The organism is Aquirufa regiilacus, assembly GCF_032470275.1.
Lineage (GTDB): Bacteria > Bacteroidota > Bacteroidia > Cytophagales > Spirosomataceae > Aquirufa > Aquirufa regiilacus.
In genome coordinates this window covers 414,551-434,329 of the sequence record NZ_JAVNWW010000001.1, presented here as the reverse complement: position 1 = coordinate 434,329, position 19,779 = coordinate 414,551, and the positions used below count along the sequence as shown (strand labels likewise).

The 19,779-nt window shown below is 43.3% G+C and carries 13 protein-coding genes; 6 read left to right on the top strand and 7 right to left on the bottom strand.

The genetic code is table 11. From position 1 onward, the window contains the following. Window position 1 precedes the first annotated feature (1 nt). The gene (locus PQG45_RS01840; RefSeq protein WP_316070191.1) at window positions 2-694 is read right to left on the bottom strand and encodes a 6-phosphogluconolactonase; all 693 of its coding nucleotides are present in this window, start codon (window positions 692-694) and stop codon (window positions 2-4) included. Between the two features lie 121 nt (window positions 695-815). Here PQG45_RS01840 and PQG45_RS01835 point away from each other — a divergent pair, with 121 nt between their 5' ends. From PQG45_RS01835 to PQG45_RS01810, 6 genes are read left to right on the top strand one after another with little or no spacing between them, the layout of a single operon-like run. After that, entirely contained in the window at window positions 816-1,541 is a 726-nt protein-coding gene (locus PQG45_RS01835; protein WP_315575763.1) for a hypothetical protein, read from the top strand. A gap of 5 nt (window positions 1,542-1,546) precedes the next feature. Beyond that, window positions 1,547-7,942 (top strand): beta strand repeat-containing protein, encoded by a 6,396-nt coding sequence (locus tag PQG45_RS01830; RefSeq protein ID WP_315575764.1) that lies wholly within the window; start codon window positions 1,547-1,549, stop codon window positions 7,940-7,942. Beyond that, a complete protein-coding gene (locus tag PQG45_RS01825; protein WP_315575765.1) occupies window positions 7,932-8,705 on the top strand; it encodes a hypothetical protein in 774 nt (257 codons plus the stop codon). Before PQG45_RS01830 ends, PQG45_RS01825 begins: the two co-directional genes overlap by 11 nt. A gap of 40 nt (window positions 8,706-8,745) precedes the next feature. Beyond that, the gene (locus tag PQG45_RS01820) at window positions 8,746-9,825 is read left to right on the top strand and encodes an efflux RND transporter periplasmic adaptor subunit (protein ID WP_315575766.1); all 1,080 of its coding nucleotides are present in this window, start codon (window positions 8,746-8,748) and stop codon (window positions 9,823-9,825) included. Next, window positions 9,825-11,078 (top strand): ABC transporter permease, encoded by a 1,254-nt coding sequence (locus PQG45_RS01815; protein WP_315575767.1) that lies wholly within the window; start codon window positions 9,825-9,827, stop codon window positions 11,076-11,078. Before PQG45_RS01820 ends, PQG45_RS01815 begins: the two co-directional genes overlap by 1 nt. 2 nt (window positions 11,079-11,080) lie before the next feature. Then, window positions 11,081-11,767, top strand: coding sequence for an ABC transporter ATP-binding protein (locus tag PQG45_RS01810; protein ID WP_315575768.1), 687 nt, complete (start codon window positions 11,081-11,083; stop codon window positions 11,765-11,767). 1 nt (window position 11,768) lies between these two features. On the opposite strand, the gene PQG45_RS01805 is transcribed toward PQG45_RS01810, so the two are convergent. From PQG45_RS01805 to PQG45_RS01780, 6 genes are read right to left on the bottom strand one after another with little or no spacing between them, the layout of a single operon-like run. Further along, a complete protein-coding gene (locus PQG45_RS01805) occupies window positions 11,769-12,284 on the bottom strand; it encodes a T9SS type A sorting domain-containing protein (protein ID WP_315575769.1) in 516 nt (171 codons plus the stop codon). A 38-nt stretch (window positions 12,285-12,322) separates the two neighbouring features. Continuing rightward, complete coding sequence (locus PQG45_RS01800) at window positions 12,323-13,330, bottom strand: acyltransferase (RefSeq protein ID WP_315575771.1); 1,008 nt, start codon at window positions 13,328-13,330, stop codon at window positions 12,323-12,325. Next, entirely contained in the window at window positions 13,330-15,414 is a 2,085-nt protein-coding gene (locus tag PQG45_RS01795) for a xanthine dehydrogenase family protein molybdopterin-binding subunit (protein WP_315575773.1), read from the bottom strand. Before PQG45_RS01795 ends, PQG45_RS01800 begins: the two co-directional genes overlap by 1 nt. Continuing rightward, the gene (locus PQG45_RS01790; protein WP_315575774.1) at window positions 15,411-15,872 is read right to left on the bottom strand and encodes a (2Fe-2S)-binding protein; all 462 of its coding nucleotides are present in this window, start codon (window positions 15,870-15,872) and stop codon (window positions 15,411-15,413) included. Before PQG45_RS01790 ends, PQG45_RS01795 begins: the two co-directional genes overlap by 4 nt. A gap of 2 nt (window positions 15,873-15,874) precedes the next feature. Then, window positions 15,875-18,433, bottom strand: a complete 2,559-nt coding sequence (locus tag PQG45_RS01785; RefSeq protein ID WP_315575776.1) for a 3-keto-disaccharide hydrolase — start codon at window positions 18,431-18,433, stop codon at window positions 15,875-15,877. Between the two features lie 5 nt (window positions 18,434-18,438). Further along, on the bottom strand, window positions 18,439-19,695 hold the full coding sequence (locus PQG45_RS01780) for a Gfo/Idh/MocA family oxidoreductase (protein ID WP_315575778.1): 1,257 nt from the start codon (window positions 19,693-19,695) through the stop codon (window positions 18,439-18,441). Between the last annotated feature and the right edge of the window lie 84 nt (window positions 19,696-19,779).

Here is a 19,779-nt window from a genome sequence, read left to right as displayed (position 1 = left end):
GCTATTGATAATCCGTGATTAATTCCACATTAGAATGCAACCAAAGAAAAGATGCCGGACAATCCGTACTAATTTGTTTGGTTAATATTTGCTCCAATGCGGCCTCTTTGCCTTTTCCAGTGACCAAGAAGATGATTTTTTTTGATTGCAAAATACCTTGCATACCGACACACCAACCGAAAGCTGGTTCGGCGCCTTGCGACAAGGCAGGGTCATGTTGAATCGTTGATTCAGCTAATGTGGCCTTATGAAAACCAGGCTGCAGAAATTCGGCAGGTTCATTGAAGGCAATGTGACCATTTTTTCCTAAACCAAGGATGCAGATATCCATCGGGCTATTCGCCTGAATGTAGGATTCAATGCGCTGAATTTCCTTTTCTGGAACTGCTGAATTAGGATCAAAACTCACATATCGATTCGCTGGAATGTCGAGCGGCTCCAATAAGTGTTTTTGTAGATAGGACTCGCAAGAGTCAGGATGCTCTGAAGGAATAATTCCCCATTCATCCATTTTAATGACCCGCATTTGATGAAATACTTCCTTCTCTTTGCGCATTTCCGCGTACATCCCCGTAGGAGATCCACCAGTGGCTGCACAAAAAAGCAAATCGGGTTTTGCTTTAACTTCTTCAACGATGTAGCTAGCTGCTAATGCACTCAATTCCTGATAGTTGGCAACTCTTGATATTCTCATATTTCAATCTTTTCACTAAAATAACGTAATGCCTCCGCATAAAGCAACAGATTATCAGTTTTCTGATATTTATTACCGATTGAAATTGCTACTTTGCAGTATAATCTAGTTCTAATAAAATATGTTCGCACACCTAATCGCCCAGGCGATGAAGGGAAAAGTAGCTATATGGCTATTATTCCTATTCATAACCTATACATCTAGCGCCCAACAATGGAGTTTTCACGCAGGGACTAATCTGACGACCTTTGATTTTAAAAACAATGCGGGCAATGCGATTGCAGGCATTAAAACGGGTTCAGGCAATATTTATGCCGTACAATACCAGCGAAAATTAGTTGACACGGCTGCCCTATTGTTAAAATCAAGCCCTAAGGTCATTTTCTTCAATCAACATACAGGATTAGCGAAGCTCCTGGGTAAATTCAAGTGGGGCGTAGAACTAAATATCAACCAATACAATGCAGTAGGAGATGCTGCCAATGTATCCTATAGCTACCAAACAGATTATATCGGAATTAGCCCATCCCTTCAATACACGCAACAACTCTACAAAGGCTTGAGCATGCAGGCATCCGGTATTTTACAGATTTCACAGTTACTTCATGGAAATCAATGGGTAAACAATCGGTTCATGGATTTGAAGGATGACATTCAGTTTAATGGAATCTTGGGAATGGGAGGATATCAGGTAGGGGTCCAACAAACAATATCTGATAATATTCGCATCTCCATTGCCTACCGTCAAGTATCGAGCCTATCCCCCAAACAATCACAAGGAACGAGTTTAGCCATCAGTCCCACGAGTATTCTCTTTGGAATTACCATTCAACCACTATCAAAATAAATCAGATGAAAAGATATTTACTTATTCTTATGTTCATCCCGTTTGCATTCATAAGTTTTGCGCAAACGAAAGGAATCCAATACCAGGCTGTCATTCAGGATCCAAGTCCTTATCAAATTCCAGGAACTTTTATTCAAGGCCAAGCACTTCAAAACAAGACCGTCACAATTCGTTTTACGCTAAAAACGAATAACTCGATTGATTTTGAAGAAACACACGAGACGCAAACGGATGAGTTTGGTTTAATCAATTTGACAATTGGTAAAGGCAAAAAATCAACAGGTTCAAATTTTGACCAATTGGTATGGAGTGGCCAAAACAAGGTACTCGTGGTTGCGGTCAAAATCGAGGGGCAATCCAATTTCCTGGAAGTAAGTAATCAGACACTTTTATATAGCCCATATGCGCTTTATGCGGACGCGGTGGAATATAAAAACATCAATAATGCCCCTAAAGCTGTTTCACACTTTACAAATGACGCGGGTTATTTGATTGCAAATGATTTGAAGCCTTTAGAGAAAAGAATTACAGATAACCAAACAGAGAATTTAACTACGTTTACTTTAATCAAGAATCAACAATTGACGCTCGAAACCAAAATAGAGGAACAAGGCAAGTTGTTAAATGAAACGATACTTATCACGCAGAATCTCAGTGCTCGCATTGACCAACAAAACAATCAAATTAATCAGAATCAAACGACGTTAGTTAATCAAATCAATGGTTTAGGTGGTTCATTTGAATCCTTAGGAAATAAATCAGCCGCGACGGATTTAGGAAACACGAATCCGAGTAATCAATTATACCCCAGTCAGCGGGCCGTAAAAACCTATGTAGATCAAGTGATTTCGACCGTAACGGTCTCAGGCACACCGGATGCAACAACATTAGCAGCTGGAAAAATACAATTGGCAGGCGATTTGGCTGGAACGGCTATTAATCCCACGGTGCCAGGTTTAGTCTTAAAGGAAAATACCAGTAACAAGACCTTGAGCATTCCTACCGATGGAACATCCGACATCAAATTCCCAAGTGCGCGTGCCGTGAAAACGTATGTGGATCAAGCCACCCAGGGCATTGCACTAAGTGCCGATTTGAACGCGAAAGCAGACAAAATATCGCCTATATTTTCAGGAACTCCCTCGCTCCCGACGGGAACAATTGGGGTAAGACAAGGTGTGGGTACGAATTCAGATCAATTAGCAACGACATCATTTGTCCAGCAGGAATTATCAGCCGCATCAATCAATTATGCTACCAAGGAAGACCTGTCAAACAAGTCAACGGCAACCGCATTAGGCACAAGTAATACTTTGTATCCTACACAAAACGCAGTCAAATCCTACGTAGACGCGCGTTTTGGCGCAGTGGTCATTCAAGATGCTAGTTTGACTGATAAGGGGATAATTCGCCTAGGAGGTGATTTAGCAGCTGGTATTAGTACCGCTGATAACCCGATTATTCGCGATAATGCGATTAGTACGAGTAAGGTAGCGGATGCCGCTATCACTGATGTAAAAATTGCAGGAATCTCGGGTACGAAGGTCAATGGAAATATTGCCGGAGAAGCTTCAAACGTAACGGGTACAGTCTTGCCTACCCATGGCGGTACGGGTGTTGCAGGAACTTTGAATGGCTACGTAAAAGGTTTCGGTACATCTGCCATGCAGGCGGTTAGCACCATACCCGTTGCCGATATTAGTGGAGCAGAAGCCTCAACCAATAAAAGCAGTGATATTGCAGCGGATGCTCCATCTAGCACCAAATATCCAAGTGTATCAGCCGTCAAGACTTATGTAGATAACCAAATTGCACAAGGAACCATACCGGATGCCACAACAAGTATTTTTGGTAAAATTAAATTAGGGGGTGATTTAGCTGGAACAGGGTCCACAGCTGGTGCACCCGTGATTACCAACAATAGCATTAGCAGCAACAAAATTGCGGACTTAGCTGTAACGAATGCCAAAATAGTTGGAGTTGATGGCACAAAAGTAGCCGGCAGTATTCCCGGAAACGCAGAAAATGTTAACGGGATTGTCAATTCATCTCATGGTGGTACAGGTACAAACGGAACCTTGACAGGTTATATTAAAGGAAACGGCAGTGCAGCGATGACGAGTAATCTAACGATTCCTGTGGCTGATGTTGTTGGCGCAGAATTGAGCAGCAATAAATCCATCGCTACCGACCTAGGCAATACCGCTCCAAGCGATCAATTATACCCAAGTCAAAAAGCAGTCAAAAGCTATGTAGATGCATCAGCAGCCGGCAATATTGGATCAGCAACGCAAACCGCTTTAAATCTGAAAGAGAACACGGCGAATAAATCAGATGGAAGTATTGATGCAAATAGTTCGATTGAATTCCCCACGCAACATGCCGTAAAAATATATGTTGAGAACAAATTAGCGACTCAAAGCATTTCCTTAGCAAATTTTCAGACGATCAATCCTGATAAATTGATCGGAAATTTTGGCGCAACGGCCGCAACACCTTCGGAGATTTCAACATCTGGAACTGGAAGTGTTGTCCGAACGACAGGCGCAACCATGAGTAACGTTTTATTAAATGGAACGATTGGTGGCAATGCAATTCTGGCCACAAGTAATGGAGGATTAGGAACAGCTAGTTTAACAGCTGGTTATGTGAAAGCAGGCAATCCGTTTTCCACAGTTTCGTCCATTCCCGTAAGCGATATCACAGGCGCCGTTCAGAAAGTCAATGGCTATTTACCGGATGCCAATGGCAACATTGCGCTCCGATTTGGTACTACATACACGGGTATCTACAATGGAGGCAATTTTTCACCTGTTGTTAGTTCTCCTATTAACAGTGACGTCTACATTGTTTCAGCAGATCCTACGGCAACAAACAATGGACGAGCATTCATTTACGATGGTAGTATTTGGAATGAAATCACGACGAGTCAGGCAGCATTGGATGCTCGGTATGTGAAATTGACAGGTTCAACCATGGGAGGAAATTTGGTCTTCCCAACGGGCACAAAAATTCAACAAACGGATGCACCTACCGCATCTTCGGATGTCGCTAACAAGAACTATGTAGACGCTCAGGTAACAAATTCCACAACGGAAGCGACAAACCTAACACTAGGCAAAGTCCGTTTAGGAGGTGATTTGGCAGGACCAAGTTCATCAGCCACTAATCCAATTATTTCCAATGGTGCCATCAACAATGCTAAATTAGCTTCAGGTTCTGTTTCGGACGACAAAATAACAGGCACAATATCGGGAGCAAAAGGAGGAACAGGCGTGAACAACACAGGTAAGACCATTACTTTGGGTGGCAATTTGACAACAAGCGGAGCAAATGCCCTAATATTGAATACAACATCCGCAACGAATGTAACCTTACCTACTAGCGGTACATTAACTACCTTAGCTGGGGCTGAAGCATTGACGAATAAGACCATCAATGGCTTACAATTAACAAGCAATCTTACAGGGTTTACCATTGCGGGTGGAACGACTACGAAGATCTTAACGGTTGCGAGTGATGCTAGTATATCGGGAACGAATACAGGGGATCAAACCATCACATTGAGTGGTGATCTAACGGGATCTGGAACAGGGGCCATCAGTACGACATTAGCCAATACCACCGTTACTGCGGGCGTATATGGAAGTAATGCTTTGATACCGCAAATCACCGTTGATGCAAAAGGTCGTATTTCCAATGTATCTGAAATTCCTTTGTCCAACACTACCTTGGCAGGCACCATTTTAAATGATGGCAAAGTGCTGATTGGAAATGCAAGTAATGCCGCGGTCGAACGAAATCTTTCGGGAGATATTACCATGAATAATACGGGCGTCACGACAATTGGCGCTTCGAAAGTAAGCAATTCCATGTTGGCAGGAAACATTGATTTAAGTACGAAAGTGACGAACACGCTTGCGATTGCTAACGGTGGAACAGGTGTAACTAGCTTAACAAATAATGCTTTACTCGTAGGAGGCACCACGATGGGTTATATCAGCCCAGGTGCATCAGGATATGTCCTAAGCTCGAATGGTAGTACGTGGTCAGCTAATGCAATTAGTAGTTTAGGTGTTGCCACAACCGTGGGTAGCCTTAATTCAAGCAGTACCCCAAATGGGATGACGCTCTTAGGAGGAGAATTGAAATTAAGTCCAGCAGACGCGACTAATCCAGGTGTTTTAACTGCTGGAACACAAACACTTGCAGGAGCTAAAACCTTTGCGCAAGATCTTAAAATCAATCAATTGATGATTGGTAATGGTGGTGGAGGACTCGATGCAAATACGTTGGTGGGTAAAAGTGCATTTACAAGCAATACAACTGGATCAAACAATACGGCAATCGGTTATCAAAGTTTAACCGTGAACACCAGTGGGACAAACAACACAGGAATAGGAGCTGGAGCCTTGAGTACTAATACGACAGGAATTGGGAATACCGCCATCGGACAAGGTGCAGGAGTAGGTAGTGGTAACTTAAGCAATACCATCGCGATTGGTTCGGGAGCCGTTGTGAATGCCGACAATACCATTCAATTAGGGAATGCTAATATTACGCGGATGAATACGGCTGGGGCAATTCAAGCAGGAAGCATTCAGAATACCCCCGTGGGCTCGACTACCCCATCGACCGGCGCATTTACAGGATTGAAAACGACGGGAACAAATACGAGTCAGGTCGTAATGACGGATGCCAATAATTTATTGGTATCTACAGCAAGCTTGCCGGTTAATTTGGGGGGAACGGGTTTATCAACGATTTCTTCCAATGGAGTCTTGATTGGAAACGGAACAGGTGCCATTAACACCATCGTACCCAATGCGAGTGGACAGGTTCTCACTTGGAATGGCACATCATGGGCTGCGACGATACCCACTGCTGTTACGGTCGGAAGCGTAGGAAGTAGTTCAGCCAATGGCTTAACAATCACAAACAATGTGTTAAGTTTAAGTCCTGCGGATGTATCAAATCCGGGTATAATAACTACCGGGACGCAGACATTTGCTGGTGCTAAAACTTTTGCAAGCATCACAAGTTCTGGGACCTTGAGTGTGACGGGAAATTTATCAAATGCAAACCTCACCGCATCTAAAGTTGTTTTCTCCGATGCCTCTAAAGTCTTAAGTTCTTCAGGGACAGTTGGCGTGGATCAAGGAGGTACGGGTGCCAGCACTTTCACAAGTGGGGGAATTATCGTAGGCAATGGAACATCTGCCCTATCGACAATCAACCCAGGTACCAATGGTCAAATCTTAGTTTCTCGTTTGGGAGTTTGGAATGTGGAAAACGCATCCCCAACGGTTACACTCGGCACAGTAAATGCAAGTTCTACCGCGAAAGGTTTAACCATCACCGCGGGTGGGGAAATTAGCTTAAGTCCTGCAGATGCGACCAATGCGGGTATCATGACAACAGCAGCTCAGACTTTTGCTGGTGCCAAAACCTTCTCAAGCATTATAAGCACAGGAGATGGAAGTGTCGGTGGAAACCTAAGTGTGACTGGAACTGTAACGAATTCGGCATTAACGGCATCCAAAGTAGTCTTCACCGATATTAGTAAAAACTTAAGTTCGAGTGGAACCGTTGGCGTTGCGCAAGGTGGAACCGGGCTAGCAAGTATTCCCTTGAATGGGGTTGTTATCGGAAATGGAACGAGTTCAATCGCAACGATTGTCCCTTCTAGCAATGGTCAGGTTTTGACATGGAATGGCACATCTTGGACAGCGACAATCCCAACAGCTATTTCGGTGGGTTCTGTGGGAACTAGCACAACGAATGGCTTAACAATCAGTAACAATGTCTTAAGCCTCAGCCCTGCTGATGCTACAAATCCTGGTATAGTCAATACAGGGGCACAAACGTTTGGTGGTGCGAAAACCTTTGCGAGCATTACAAGTTCCGGTAACAGTAGTGTTGGAGGAACCTTAAGCGTAACGGGTAATTTGACCAATTCAGCCTTAACAGCTTCCAAAGTCGTTTTCTCCGATGCCTCAAAAATACTGAGTTCTTCAGGAACGGTTGGGGTCGATCAAGGAGGTACGGGAGCTACAACCCTTACATCAGGAGCGCTTTTGATTGGTAACGGAACAGGTGCCGTGACAAGTCTTGCTCCGAGTACAGCAGGATATGTGCTCAAGGTAGTAGGGTCTACCTGGACTGTCTCGGCACCAGATACAGATGAAAGTGACCAGTTTACTGCTACGGTAGGACAAACAACTTTTACATTAACACAAACACCTGCCTCAAACAGTAAAGTGCAAATGTTTATCAATGGCGTACGGATTGATAAAAATGCCTATACCTTGAGTACTCGAACTGTCACCTACATCCCTGCAAACAACAGTGCGTTTACATTGGCTGCAGGCGACCGAATCCAATTTGATTATGAATACTAGATATTTCATCGGAATCGTATTGCTTACGATTAACACAGTCTATGCGCAGTCAATCACGGTAGAGGGAAGACTATCCACTACGCGAGCAGAATTCATTAACAAAGCGGGGAAGAAACAAACACTTGATGGAGTTGAACCAACAGGAAGACTCAATATTTTGCCTCCTTGCACCAACATGATCGTCAATCATATCACGAGCAGAGGAGTAGCACCTGTGGCGAAAACGGTTATCTACAACTTGGCCTATTCAAGCATTACGGGAGAGAGCAAATGTTGGATTTTACAGAACTTAGGATCAGCTTCAGCGCCGGCAAGTGCAACAGATAATACAGAAGGAGCTTCAGGCTGGTATTGGCAATTTGGGGCTAAAAAAGGATATCAATATACATCTTCCCGAACACCTTCATCTGCATGGCCAGCCCAAGCGCTAGTTAATACAGATTGGGCGACGGGAAACGATCCTTGTACGATTGAATTAGGAACCGGCTGGCGATTACCCACTTATGTCGAATGGCAGGCAGTAGAATTGGCTGCCACAAATTTAACAAGTCTATTTAATTCGGAATTAAAAATGCATGCCGCGGGATACTTAGGCCTTACTGGGACGCTTGGGGAAAGAGGAAGCACGGTCCATTATTGGTCGAATACATCATATTCGACAACCCATGCACGCGCATATGTAATTCCAACCCTAAGCGGAAGGTCAACGACCTCTACAAACGACAAAGATGCCGGATTCAGTGTCCGTTGCATTCGAGACTAATATCATTTTTTCTATGGAGTGAAAAGCTTAATTTAGCAAAATGAAAGCAAAAGCATTACTCATTTTAGCTGGAATAAGTCTATTCGCTTGTTCAAAAAAGAAAGAAAGCATCAATCCTACAACGGGTAACATCACCGAATCGATTTACGCTTCGGGTACAGTTAAATCAGTGGATCAATACCAAGCTTTCGTTTCTGTCAGTGGAATTATCGAAGAAATTTACGTTAAAGAAGGACAAAACGTTGATGTGGGGACTCCCCTACTTCGCGTTTCCAATGAGACCCAAAAATTCAATTTGGAAAATGCCCAATTGGCAGCCAATTTCAATGATGCAGCGAATAACCAAGGCAAAATAATGGAAGCCGAAGCGCTCGCACAAACCGCAAAAGCGAAATTGAAACTTGACTCTAGTTTATTTGTGCGTCAAAAAGCATTATGGGCACAGCAAGTAGGCACACGCGTTGAATTCGAACAAAAAGAACTCAATTACCAAAGTTCTAAAGCCAATTACCTTTCAGCCAATCAACGGTATAAAGACCTCAAGCGCCAAATCAATTTTAGCTCCGCTCAGACTAAAAAAAATGTACAAATTTCGGCAAGACAAAGTGATGACTTCATTTTAAAAAGTAAGGTAAAAGGGACCATCTTTAGCCTGCTAAAAGAAAAAGGAGAACTTGTAAGTCCACAAACACCCATCGCGACATTAGGCAATACCCAAAATTACAAATTGGAAATGCAGGTAGATGAACACGATATCTTTAAAGTGAAATTAGGCCAAAAAGTTGCCATAACTTTTGACGCATACAAAAACGAATATTTTGAAGCTGAGGTTAGCAAAATCGCCTCCATCATGAATGAACGAAACAAAACATTCTTAATTGAAGCTGTCTTTACAAAGGCTCCCCAAAAACTATATCCGAACGTTACCTTCGAAGCAAACATCATCCTGCAGTCCAAGCAAAATGTACTCATCTTGCCAAGAAATTACATCAAAAACGACTCAATCATTAGCTTAGCTGATGGAAGTACACGGATCGTTAAATTGGGATTGACCGACTTTCAAAAAGCAGAAATCGTGAGCGGATTAACAGCAAAAGACCAAGTGATTAAACCCGAATAATGAATATTAAGCTAATCATTCAGGTATCCATTTCACTACTCTTAGCCAGATGGAAACAAACCTTGGTCGCGGCCGTAGGCGTTACGTTTAGTATTGCCATGTTTGTAACCTTACTCGGTTTCATGAATGGACTCAATGACCTACTCGATGGCTTAATAATGAATCGTACGGCTCATATTCGCTTGTACCACGACATCAATGTATCTAAAATTCAACCCGTTGATTTACTATCCCCCCAAACGAAAAACTTTGTTCGTTCTGTAAAACCCAAAAACCAACGACTGGAAATTTACAACAGTGCACAAATCATGCAGGCCATCAAACGCGATGACCGCGTGCTCGGCGTTGCACCTAAAATTAATGCGCAGGTCTTTTATAATGTCGGAAGCGTTGATCTAACAGGTGTTATCAATGGAATAGACCCCGATGAAGAAAACCGTCTATTTATGTTTTCTGATTATGTCACAGCAGGCAATTACCTGGATTTAAAAAACATTCCGAACAGCATTATTTTGGGCAAAGGTGTTGCTGATAAAATGGCGGCCAACATTGGCGATGTCGTACAAGTAACCACTAGCAAAGGAGAACGTTTACAATTAAAAGTTGTCGGCGTTTTCCAATCCGGACTTCAAGATTTGGACCGTGTGCAAAGTTATTGTTCCATCAGTACCACACAAAAACTGCTTGGGGTATCGAATAATTACATCACCGACATTCAAGTTAAGTTAGAAGATATTCTTCAAGCGCCGGCCATGGCAATTGAATACCAACGTTATTATGAAACGGATGCCATCGATATCCAACAAGCAAATTCCCAATTTGAAACGGGTAGTTCAGTCAGGACCATTATTTCCTATGCGGTAGGTGTGACATTATTGGTCGTAGCGGGTTTCGGAATTTACAACATCCTGAACATGATGATTTACGAAAAAATGGATTCCATTGCCATCATGAAGGCCATTGGATTTTCAGGCAAGGATGTAAACATGATCTTCATTTTTATCGCCTTAAGTATCGGCGTTTTCGGTGGCGCGATGGGTTTACTTGTAGGTTTTGGCATTTCCAATATTATCGACAACATTCCATTTAACACGGATTCATTACCTACAATCAAGACATTCCCGATCAACTACAACCCCATTTTTTACATCATTGCCTCAATTTTTTCCATCGTAACAACCTATTTAGCAGGTTATTTTCCATCACGAAAAGCCAGCAAAATAGATCCTGTCATCATCATCCGCGGTAAATAAGTATGACACATCTCCATAAAGAAGTTTTACGGGCTAAAAACATCACCAAATACTTCCATGATCCCATGACGATCAAGGTATTGGATGAAATTAATTTCAGCTTAAATCAAAGCGAATTTGTTTCGGTGATTGGTAAATCGGGATGCGGGAAGTCGACCCTCTTGTATATATTATCTACGATGGACACCGACTATGAAGGCGATCTATTCATTGATTCTGTCTTAATGGGAGATAAAAATGAAAAGGAACTCGCGCAAGTCCGGAATGAGAAAATTGGTTTCGTATTTCAATTCCACTACCTATTGAATGAATTCAACGTCTTAAAAAACGTCATGTTACCCGGCCTAAAACTTGGCAAATACAGTGAAAAAGAAGTAGAACACCGGGCGTATGAGAAACTGAAAGTATTGGGCATCGAACATGAAGCGCTCAAAATGCCGAATCAATTATCGGGGGGACAAAAACAACGCGTCGCAATCGCAAGGGCATTAATCAATGACCCATTATTGATCATGGGTGACGAACCTACAGGAAATTTAGACAAGAAAAATAGCGATATCGTCTTCCATACCTTTCAGCAGCTAGCAGAAGAATTTCAGCAAACGCTGCTAATTGTTACCCATGACAATGAATTTGCCAGCAAAACATCACGCATTATTGAAATGCAAGATGGCAAAATTATCAACTAACTTATTCTTTAACGATTGAGGTAACGAATGGCTTTCCTTTCTGCAATACATGTAGAATGTATTTGCCTTGACGGAAATTTTGAAACTCCGTCAAATTGATTTCTGAAATTTTCTCAGGATATGTCGCCTGCCACATGGTACTTCCTACGATATCATAAATGGCAACATAGGTTGGCATTGTGCTTTCCGCCGAAAAGGAAATACGTAATTTATCCTTGAATGGATTAGGGAAAACGGTAAAGCTGATGGGATTTTCAATCGCTACTTGGATCTTCAAACCTGAATTTTGGATACTTTTCGCTAATAAATTCGGCTGCTTAAAACCCTGACGCATCGTTAGGCCCGACTGTACACTCGTTCCCGTTACGACACTTGCTTGTCCAATGACATGCGAATAATATTTACCATTAATCTGCTGCGTACCACCACCAGCTGCTATCGTAGAAGAACTAATAGTCTGTGCAAAAACACCTGAAAGTGAGGCACAAAAGACAAGAATCAGTGTGTAAATTTTCATATCATCGAACTAGTTTGATTTAAAGTTACGAATTTATTCTAACCTGCGATGTATTTCCCAAAGGGTATTCTTCGCAAAACCCACACAATTGTACCCGATATCAATAAACAGGTAAAGGCTGTCAAAGGAATTCCAATACTCGGATGCCACATCCCGCCATATATTTTGATTTTCACCAAATAAAACAAAACCATAATATGCACCAAGTAAACCCCATAGCTATGGGAGCTAATCCAATCCCGCACTGCGATCGTACCCGGTAAGGTTCCTTCGTAGGATTTAAACAACATGAATAATCCCGTCGTCGACATGACTACACTCGGGGAGAAATTCGCATAAAGCAAGCCATAAAACTTCCCATCCTCGAGCGAATGCAGGTAAGTTCCTTCCATCGTCCAAAGCGTACCCATAAGAAATAAAACCCAAGCAAATACGCGCGAAAAATCATGCCGAGCAACATAATAACCTAATACCAAATAACCCAAATAACCCGTAAAATAGGGTAATTTAATCGGAAGCGATAAGCCTGGAAAATGGGGATTATCAAACAAAATGGTTACCAACCACATGCCTAAAAAGAATTGAATGTGACTTTCTTTCGCTTGACGAACCCATGTTCCTATGATGGGTATAAATAAATATACCCCAACGATCATGTAGATGTACCAAAAATGATAGGAGGCACCCTCGAAATATTGGTTAAAAACCCAATCAAAACCGAGCGAACGACCCCCGTATCTTACCTGCCAATTAAAAATGGCGAACACTGAATTATAAAACAGAAAAGGAACGATGATTCGTTGAAAACTCTTCTTAAAAAAAGAATCCATTTCTTCTTCTCGTGGCAACAATAGAGCACCCGACAACATCACGAAAATGGGCACCGCATAGCGAAATCCGCCATTATAGAGATTAGCAAACCACCAAGCAGAATCAGGCGTTTTCCCAAAGCTCAACAAGACATTAGCTGCCGAATGGATCAGCAATACAGCCAGCGTGGCTGTGACGCGTAAATTATCTAAATATTGAACTTTGGGAGTTGCCATCAATAAAAGGGTTGTTTGTAGAATCGTTTTTTGGTCGCCGCATAGATCGCATTCGCAATCGAACCACCCGTGGGTGGCAATGCTGGCTCCCCGAGTCCCGTAGGACTAATACCATTATCTACAAAATAAGCATCTATTTTCGGAACTTCATTACCGCGGATCATTCGATAGGCATTAAAATTCGTTGGGCTCGTCACGCCCGCCTGAAAATTCAATTTGGCAAACATCGCATGACCCATACCGTCGATAATCGCTCCTTTAACTTGATTTTCAGCGCCACTCAAGTTGATCACCTCACCACAATCCGTCACGGCTGTCACCTGCGTGACTTGCGCTTTTCCATTTTTAACCTGAACTTCAGCCACTTGCGCTACATAAGAAAAATGTGAAAAATACACGCTAAATCCTTGATGTACACCTGGTTTCTTCTTCCATTGTGACTTTTCAGCCACCTGCTTAATGACTTCTGCAAAACGATCAGGCTCATACGTAATCTTACCCACGGGATTTGATTTTACACGTGCAAGTAAATCCAATCGCATCTGAATGGGATCTTTTCCTGCTGCTTCGGCCACCTCATCTAAGAATGCTTGCTCAGCAAATCCCAAGAAATTGGTAATCGGCGCGCGCCAAGGACCCGTCGTCACCGCAGATTTTTGATCCACCGATTCGATCAATACATGGTCAATGGCTCCGACTGGAAAATTATCTTGACGAGTAGAATTTCCTGCATTCAAGCCTACTCCACGCAGGTAAAATGCTGTTATATTTCCTTTGGCATCAATACCTGCTTTGAAATGGTATCGTACAGCCGGTCGGTAAGTTCCTCCACCCATATCATCCTCACGTGTCCACATCACCAAAACTGGCATTTTGATGATACTCGATAATTCCGCAGCTTCTAAGGCAAAGTCATTGCTTAAGCGCCGACCGAAACCTCCGCCCATTTTTGTTAACTCAACTTGTATCGTATTTTCAGGAACGCCCAACAAAGTCGCAATCGCTTTTTGTGCCGGTTGGGGAACTTGGGTTGGACCGGCCAATAAAACAGATCCCGGTTTTACATCCGCAAAAAAGTTCATCGGTTCCATGGGACTATGCGAAATGAACGGACATTCATAAGTAGCTTCGATCACTTTGGTCGCCTCCGAAATGGCTTTTGCAAAATCTCCATCTTTCCGTTGGAGCGTCGCCTTATCCGATTTCATCCCCGCATCAAACCAAGCCTGATGGGTATCATTGCCTTCCAAAGGTGCCTCAGAACCATAAGAACAAGTCAAATTCTGACGTGCTTGCATGATTTCATAGGTGCTCGTACCAACAATCGCGACCTTATTTTTGAACGAAACGACATCAATGATGCCAGGCATTTTCTTCACATCCTCCGCCGAAAACGACTTTAAGGTCGCCCCAAATGGCGGACGGACAATTTGCGCAAACACCATACCCGGCTTACGAACATCTATTCCGAAAACAGGTTTCCCGGTCACAATCGATTTATTGTCAACGCCGCGTACGCGTGTACCGATGATTTGGTAATCCTTTCGGTCTTTGTATGTAACCGTTGCAGGTACTGGCAATTTAGCAGCCTCAGCTGCCAATGAACCGTAGGAGGCCTTTTGACCCGAAGGTCCTAAAACAAATCCTTTGGAGGTTTTACAAGTGCTTGCATCAACTTTCCATTGATTCGCGGCTGCTTGCACCATCATCTGACGCACACTCGCACCCGCTTTACGTAAACGCTCCCAAGAGTGTTTCAATGCACCCGAACCGCCGGTCAATTGGCGTTCAAAATTTTGCGTATCTAAATTGGCCTGCAGAACTTCCACTTGCCTCCAATCCACATCCAATTCTTCAGCCACAACGACAGGAAAGGCCGTCTTAATCCCTTGTCCAATCTCCGGATTGGGGGAATATAAACGAATTTTGCCTAAGGCATCTATGCTCAAAAAAGCGTTAAATCGGCCTGGCTCATTCGCAATTGCCATCGCAGCACCTTTGGATTCAAACCAATCAAATCCCAAAGTAAACACACTCGTAAAGAGCGCAGTCTGTTGGATAAAATTTCTACGTGTCGTTTTCATTTTTTGGCTTTTTTAGAGGCTAATAAAACGGCTTCTTGGATGCGGTGATAGGTACCACACCGACAAATATTTCCGGCCATGCCGTCGACAACTTCTTGTTTCGAAGGGTGCGGATTTTTCTTGAGTAATGCCGCAGCCGTCATGATTTGACCTGCTTGGCAATACCCGCACTGCGCTACGTCTAATTCATCCCATGCCGCTTGAATCGGGTGTTTTCCTGCAGGATCCAAGCCTTCAATCGTGGTGATCTGAGCATTACCAACAGCCGAAATGGGCAAGACGCAGGAGCGCATCGGTTCCCCATTGACCCAAACGGTGCAAGCGCCACACTGGGCAATGCCGCAACCGAATTTGGTTCCTAATAAACCTACATGATCTCGCAAAGCCCACAAAAGTGGCGTATTGGAGTCAATGTCCAAGCTTACTTTCTTTCGATTAATCGTCAATGTAATTGCCATGACTATTTTTTCTTTTTAGTGATTTCTTTAATACGTAGGTTTCTAAATTTCAAGGGTGAACCATGACCTAAAAACCCAATATGTCCCGTTTTGTTTAACAAACCCGGATGTTCTTTATGATCCGGAGTTCCATTTTTGGTGGCTAGCACAATGTCGCCATCCGTGATTATTTCACCATTTAATATAACCTTGATGTGATTCCCTTCCGCGATGACCTCTTCCTCATTCCAATCGCCTACTGGTTTCAAGAATCCCTGTTTTGCAGGAATGATTCCATACACAGAACCGTGGTATTGATAAGGTTGTAATTTGGCATACATGGGTGAGGTATTGTCCAAAATCTGCAATTCCATACCTACGTAAGCTGCATCACCATCTAGTGGTGTACGAATGCCTAAACCGTTGTTGGCACCAGGGGTCAACTGGAATTCAAATTTCATATGAAAGTCACCGTATTCCTTTTTGGTATACAAATTTCCTTTTCCTCCGCGTTTCGGGTCAACCACCAATTCTCCATTCACAGGCACATAATCGGTCGTATTTCCCGTCCATTGGAACAAGGAAGAGCCATCAAAAAGAGGCTCAAAACCAATCTCTTCAGGCTTGTAAGTGGGCTGTGGTACTAATTCTTTGACATAAATATTCCTGTAAACAATGTGGTTACCATGTGCCTGTAATTCTATCGCATCTTTGATGAAAATCGGAATTTTACGATCCCAATAATTTTCTAAAATGACATTGTCTACGACTAATTCTCCATTCAGGTAGACCGTTACGCGTTCTCCACGCATCATAACACGAAACGTATTCCATTCACCCACAAGATTGTCGGCCACTTTCAAAGGATTCTTTGGATTGATCTGGTTGTTGTACAAACCTCCTGAACCTACTTGAGCTCCTACGCGTGTCAGTGAAATATCCCAGATTTGAACCTGAGGCGAACCGCGTAAATAAAGTCCCGCATCACCCTCTTTTTCGATTTTCCAATCCACAAACATTTCAAAATCTTGGTAATCCTTCACTGAGCAAAGATTTTCGCCATGACCCGTAAAATGCAATTCCTCTCCTTTCGCCTCCCAACCAGCTTGCATAACTTTATCCGCTTTTAGCTGTAATAAGGCCAAGGTATCCGCAGACATTAATCTGCGCTTCACTGGGTTAGCAACTAAACCTTTCCATCCGCGTAAATCGATGCCATTGTACATCGTATAAAATCCTCGGACTGGATTGCTCTTCATTACCTGATCGCGAATGGCTCCGTCGGAGATTTGCCACTGATTTTCCAAAACCCATTCTTTTGTCATTTGTCCTTGAAAATCGGGGCTGGCTACATATAAGGCAGCTAATCCATCCACGGCGATTTGCTTGATATTGGGTTCTTTCAATCCCAAATACAAAGTCCGCATAGCCGATAACGAATTGCATTTCGCTAATCCTTTATAAATCTGTTCCCGTGTTTCTAAGTTTTGTGTCAAATCCAAGGCATTGCGGTAGCGCAAAACTTGTTGATCGACATTCGAAAATGCCTTTCCGTTAATTCGCACAAAGGCACTCAACGCCTCTTCATTTTTCTTTCCTAGGGCGTACAACCAATCCAAGTTGGCTACTTCCTGAACGAAAGGAACCCAATTGATTATTTGAGGGGCAGAAAGTGCAAATGCGGTGATTTTACTATTGCGCGTGCCATCCAGTTTTACAAGCTGGGCCATACAATTTTGCAATGCTTTAACTTCATTCGGCAATTGCGCAATGGACAATTTTTCAGCAATCAGATCAAAATCTTTCAACTCCACCCAAGATGTCAATGCAGCAAAACCAGCCGCACGTTCCGGATGATTCGATTGCACGGCACGCCAAACCAAGGTTTTCACCTCAGGCCATCTTCGACCGCTTCCATAGGTCAAGAAAACCGTTTTTTGTGCTGTTGACGCCTGGTCATAAGCCTTCAGCTTTTCCGTTAAAAACACATTTGCCGCTAATGTGGTACTTAGGTCGGCAATTTTTTGTGCATCTACTTGATTGGTTTTCAATAGGTCCCAAACAGCTGGCAAGCCTTTAGCTCCTTGAACTTGTAACTGGGCAATGATCTGTTCCGTTTTGAAATTCGAATTTTGAATGAACGGCAAAGCCCAGCTTGCTTTATAGGTCCCAACGGCAATAATGAAGGCTTTTTGATGCGCTGCATCCCAGGATTTCAACGAGATGTTTGTGCGCGGTTTAGCCAACAATTGCTTCAAAATAAAAGCGCTTACTTGTGGTTTTGAATTTGGATACTTCGCCAGCAAGATACTTTCATCTTGCTTGGCAATCAGACTGATGATTTGACATTGCGTCGCTTCAGGTAGGTCTGCACGAAGAAAGGCTTTCAACTCCGCGATGTTTTTGGCATTTGCTAAAATGTACGCTTCAGTTGATTGAGTCGGTTCGTATAGGCCCTTACTCGCATAAGCAGCCGTTTTCAAGGCAGCGTTTGCTCCTTGCGTACGAAAATTCAATTGTTGTTCACGGGTGCTTTGTGCAAAAGCCTGTAAACTGATGAAAAGTAAGAATAGATATTTCATGAGCATTAAAGAATATAGGGTGCACGCATCGGCTGATTAATCAGGCTATTCGCCTCAGGATCACCGATGAATACTTGTTTAATGGGATCAAATTTAAGATTTCGGTGCAAACGCATCGCGATTAAACCCATGTTGATGAGTGTACATGAACGATGACCGTTATCTTCATTCAAAGCGAATTGCGTCCTATTTTTCACCGAATCCACAAAATCAATTTGTTGGGCCGGCGGTTCCGGAAACTCCGCTAATCTCCGTTCTAAATCGGGGATGTCCGACTTGAAATTGCGGTATAATTTACCTTTGGGTCCCTCGATATAGGCAACTTTTTCGTCTTTGGCTTCGCCATCTAAAACAATTTGGCATCCGTCTGCATAGGTATAGGTAATGCGATTGAAGATTCCGACAGCATCTTTATCTTGAACGGGGGCATCCACCTCAACGTAGACCGGGCTTTCGTTGTCTTTACCTAGCATATATTGAATCGGATCCATGTAATGTTGGCCCATATCACCTAAGGCTCCCCCGTCGTAATCCCAGTAACCTCGGAAGGTTTGATGGGTACGATGAACGTTGTAAGGTTTATAGGGCGCTGGCCCGAGCCAAGCATCGTAATCTAATTCAGGCGGAATGGGCTGCGGCGTCAAATCCGTTTTACCTACCCAATAGAATTTCCAGTCGAAACCCGTGTGTTTGCTGACGGTAAATTTTAAAGGCCATCCCAAAAGACCTGAATCCACTAATTTCTTCATGGGTTTCACAGGACAGTTTAATCCGTAGAAATTCCCTTCAAAACGGAACCAAGTATTCAATCGGAATATACGACCGTGTTGCTGAATGGCTTCTTTTAATTTCTGACCTTCTCCAATTGTACGGGTCATCGGCTTTTCACACCAAACATCCTTGCCCGCGCGCGCCGCATCTGCTGCCATGATGCCATGCCAATGCGGTGGAGTTGCCACGTGCACGATATCAACTTCAGGAAGCTGGATCATTTCACGGTAGTCGGAGAAGGCTTTCACCCCTTTCTCTACTTTATCTAATCCGAGTTGTAGGTTTTTTTTATCGACATCACACAAGGCAACGACTCTCGTTCCCGCATAGGGAATATGTCCGCGGCCCATGCCTCCGGTACCGATGATCGCTTTGGTGAGTTGGTCGGAAGGCGCAATAAAGCCTTTGCCGAGCACATGGCGGGGTACAATGCTGAAAGCTGCTAAGGAAAGGACGGATTGACCCAGGAATTTTCTTCTTGAAACTGACATAATTAAATAGGTTTTGCGACCCAAGATAGGAAATTTTTCTGATAGACGCTGCCGGGGTCGCAGACCCCGGCAGCGTCACCCCAA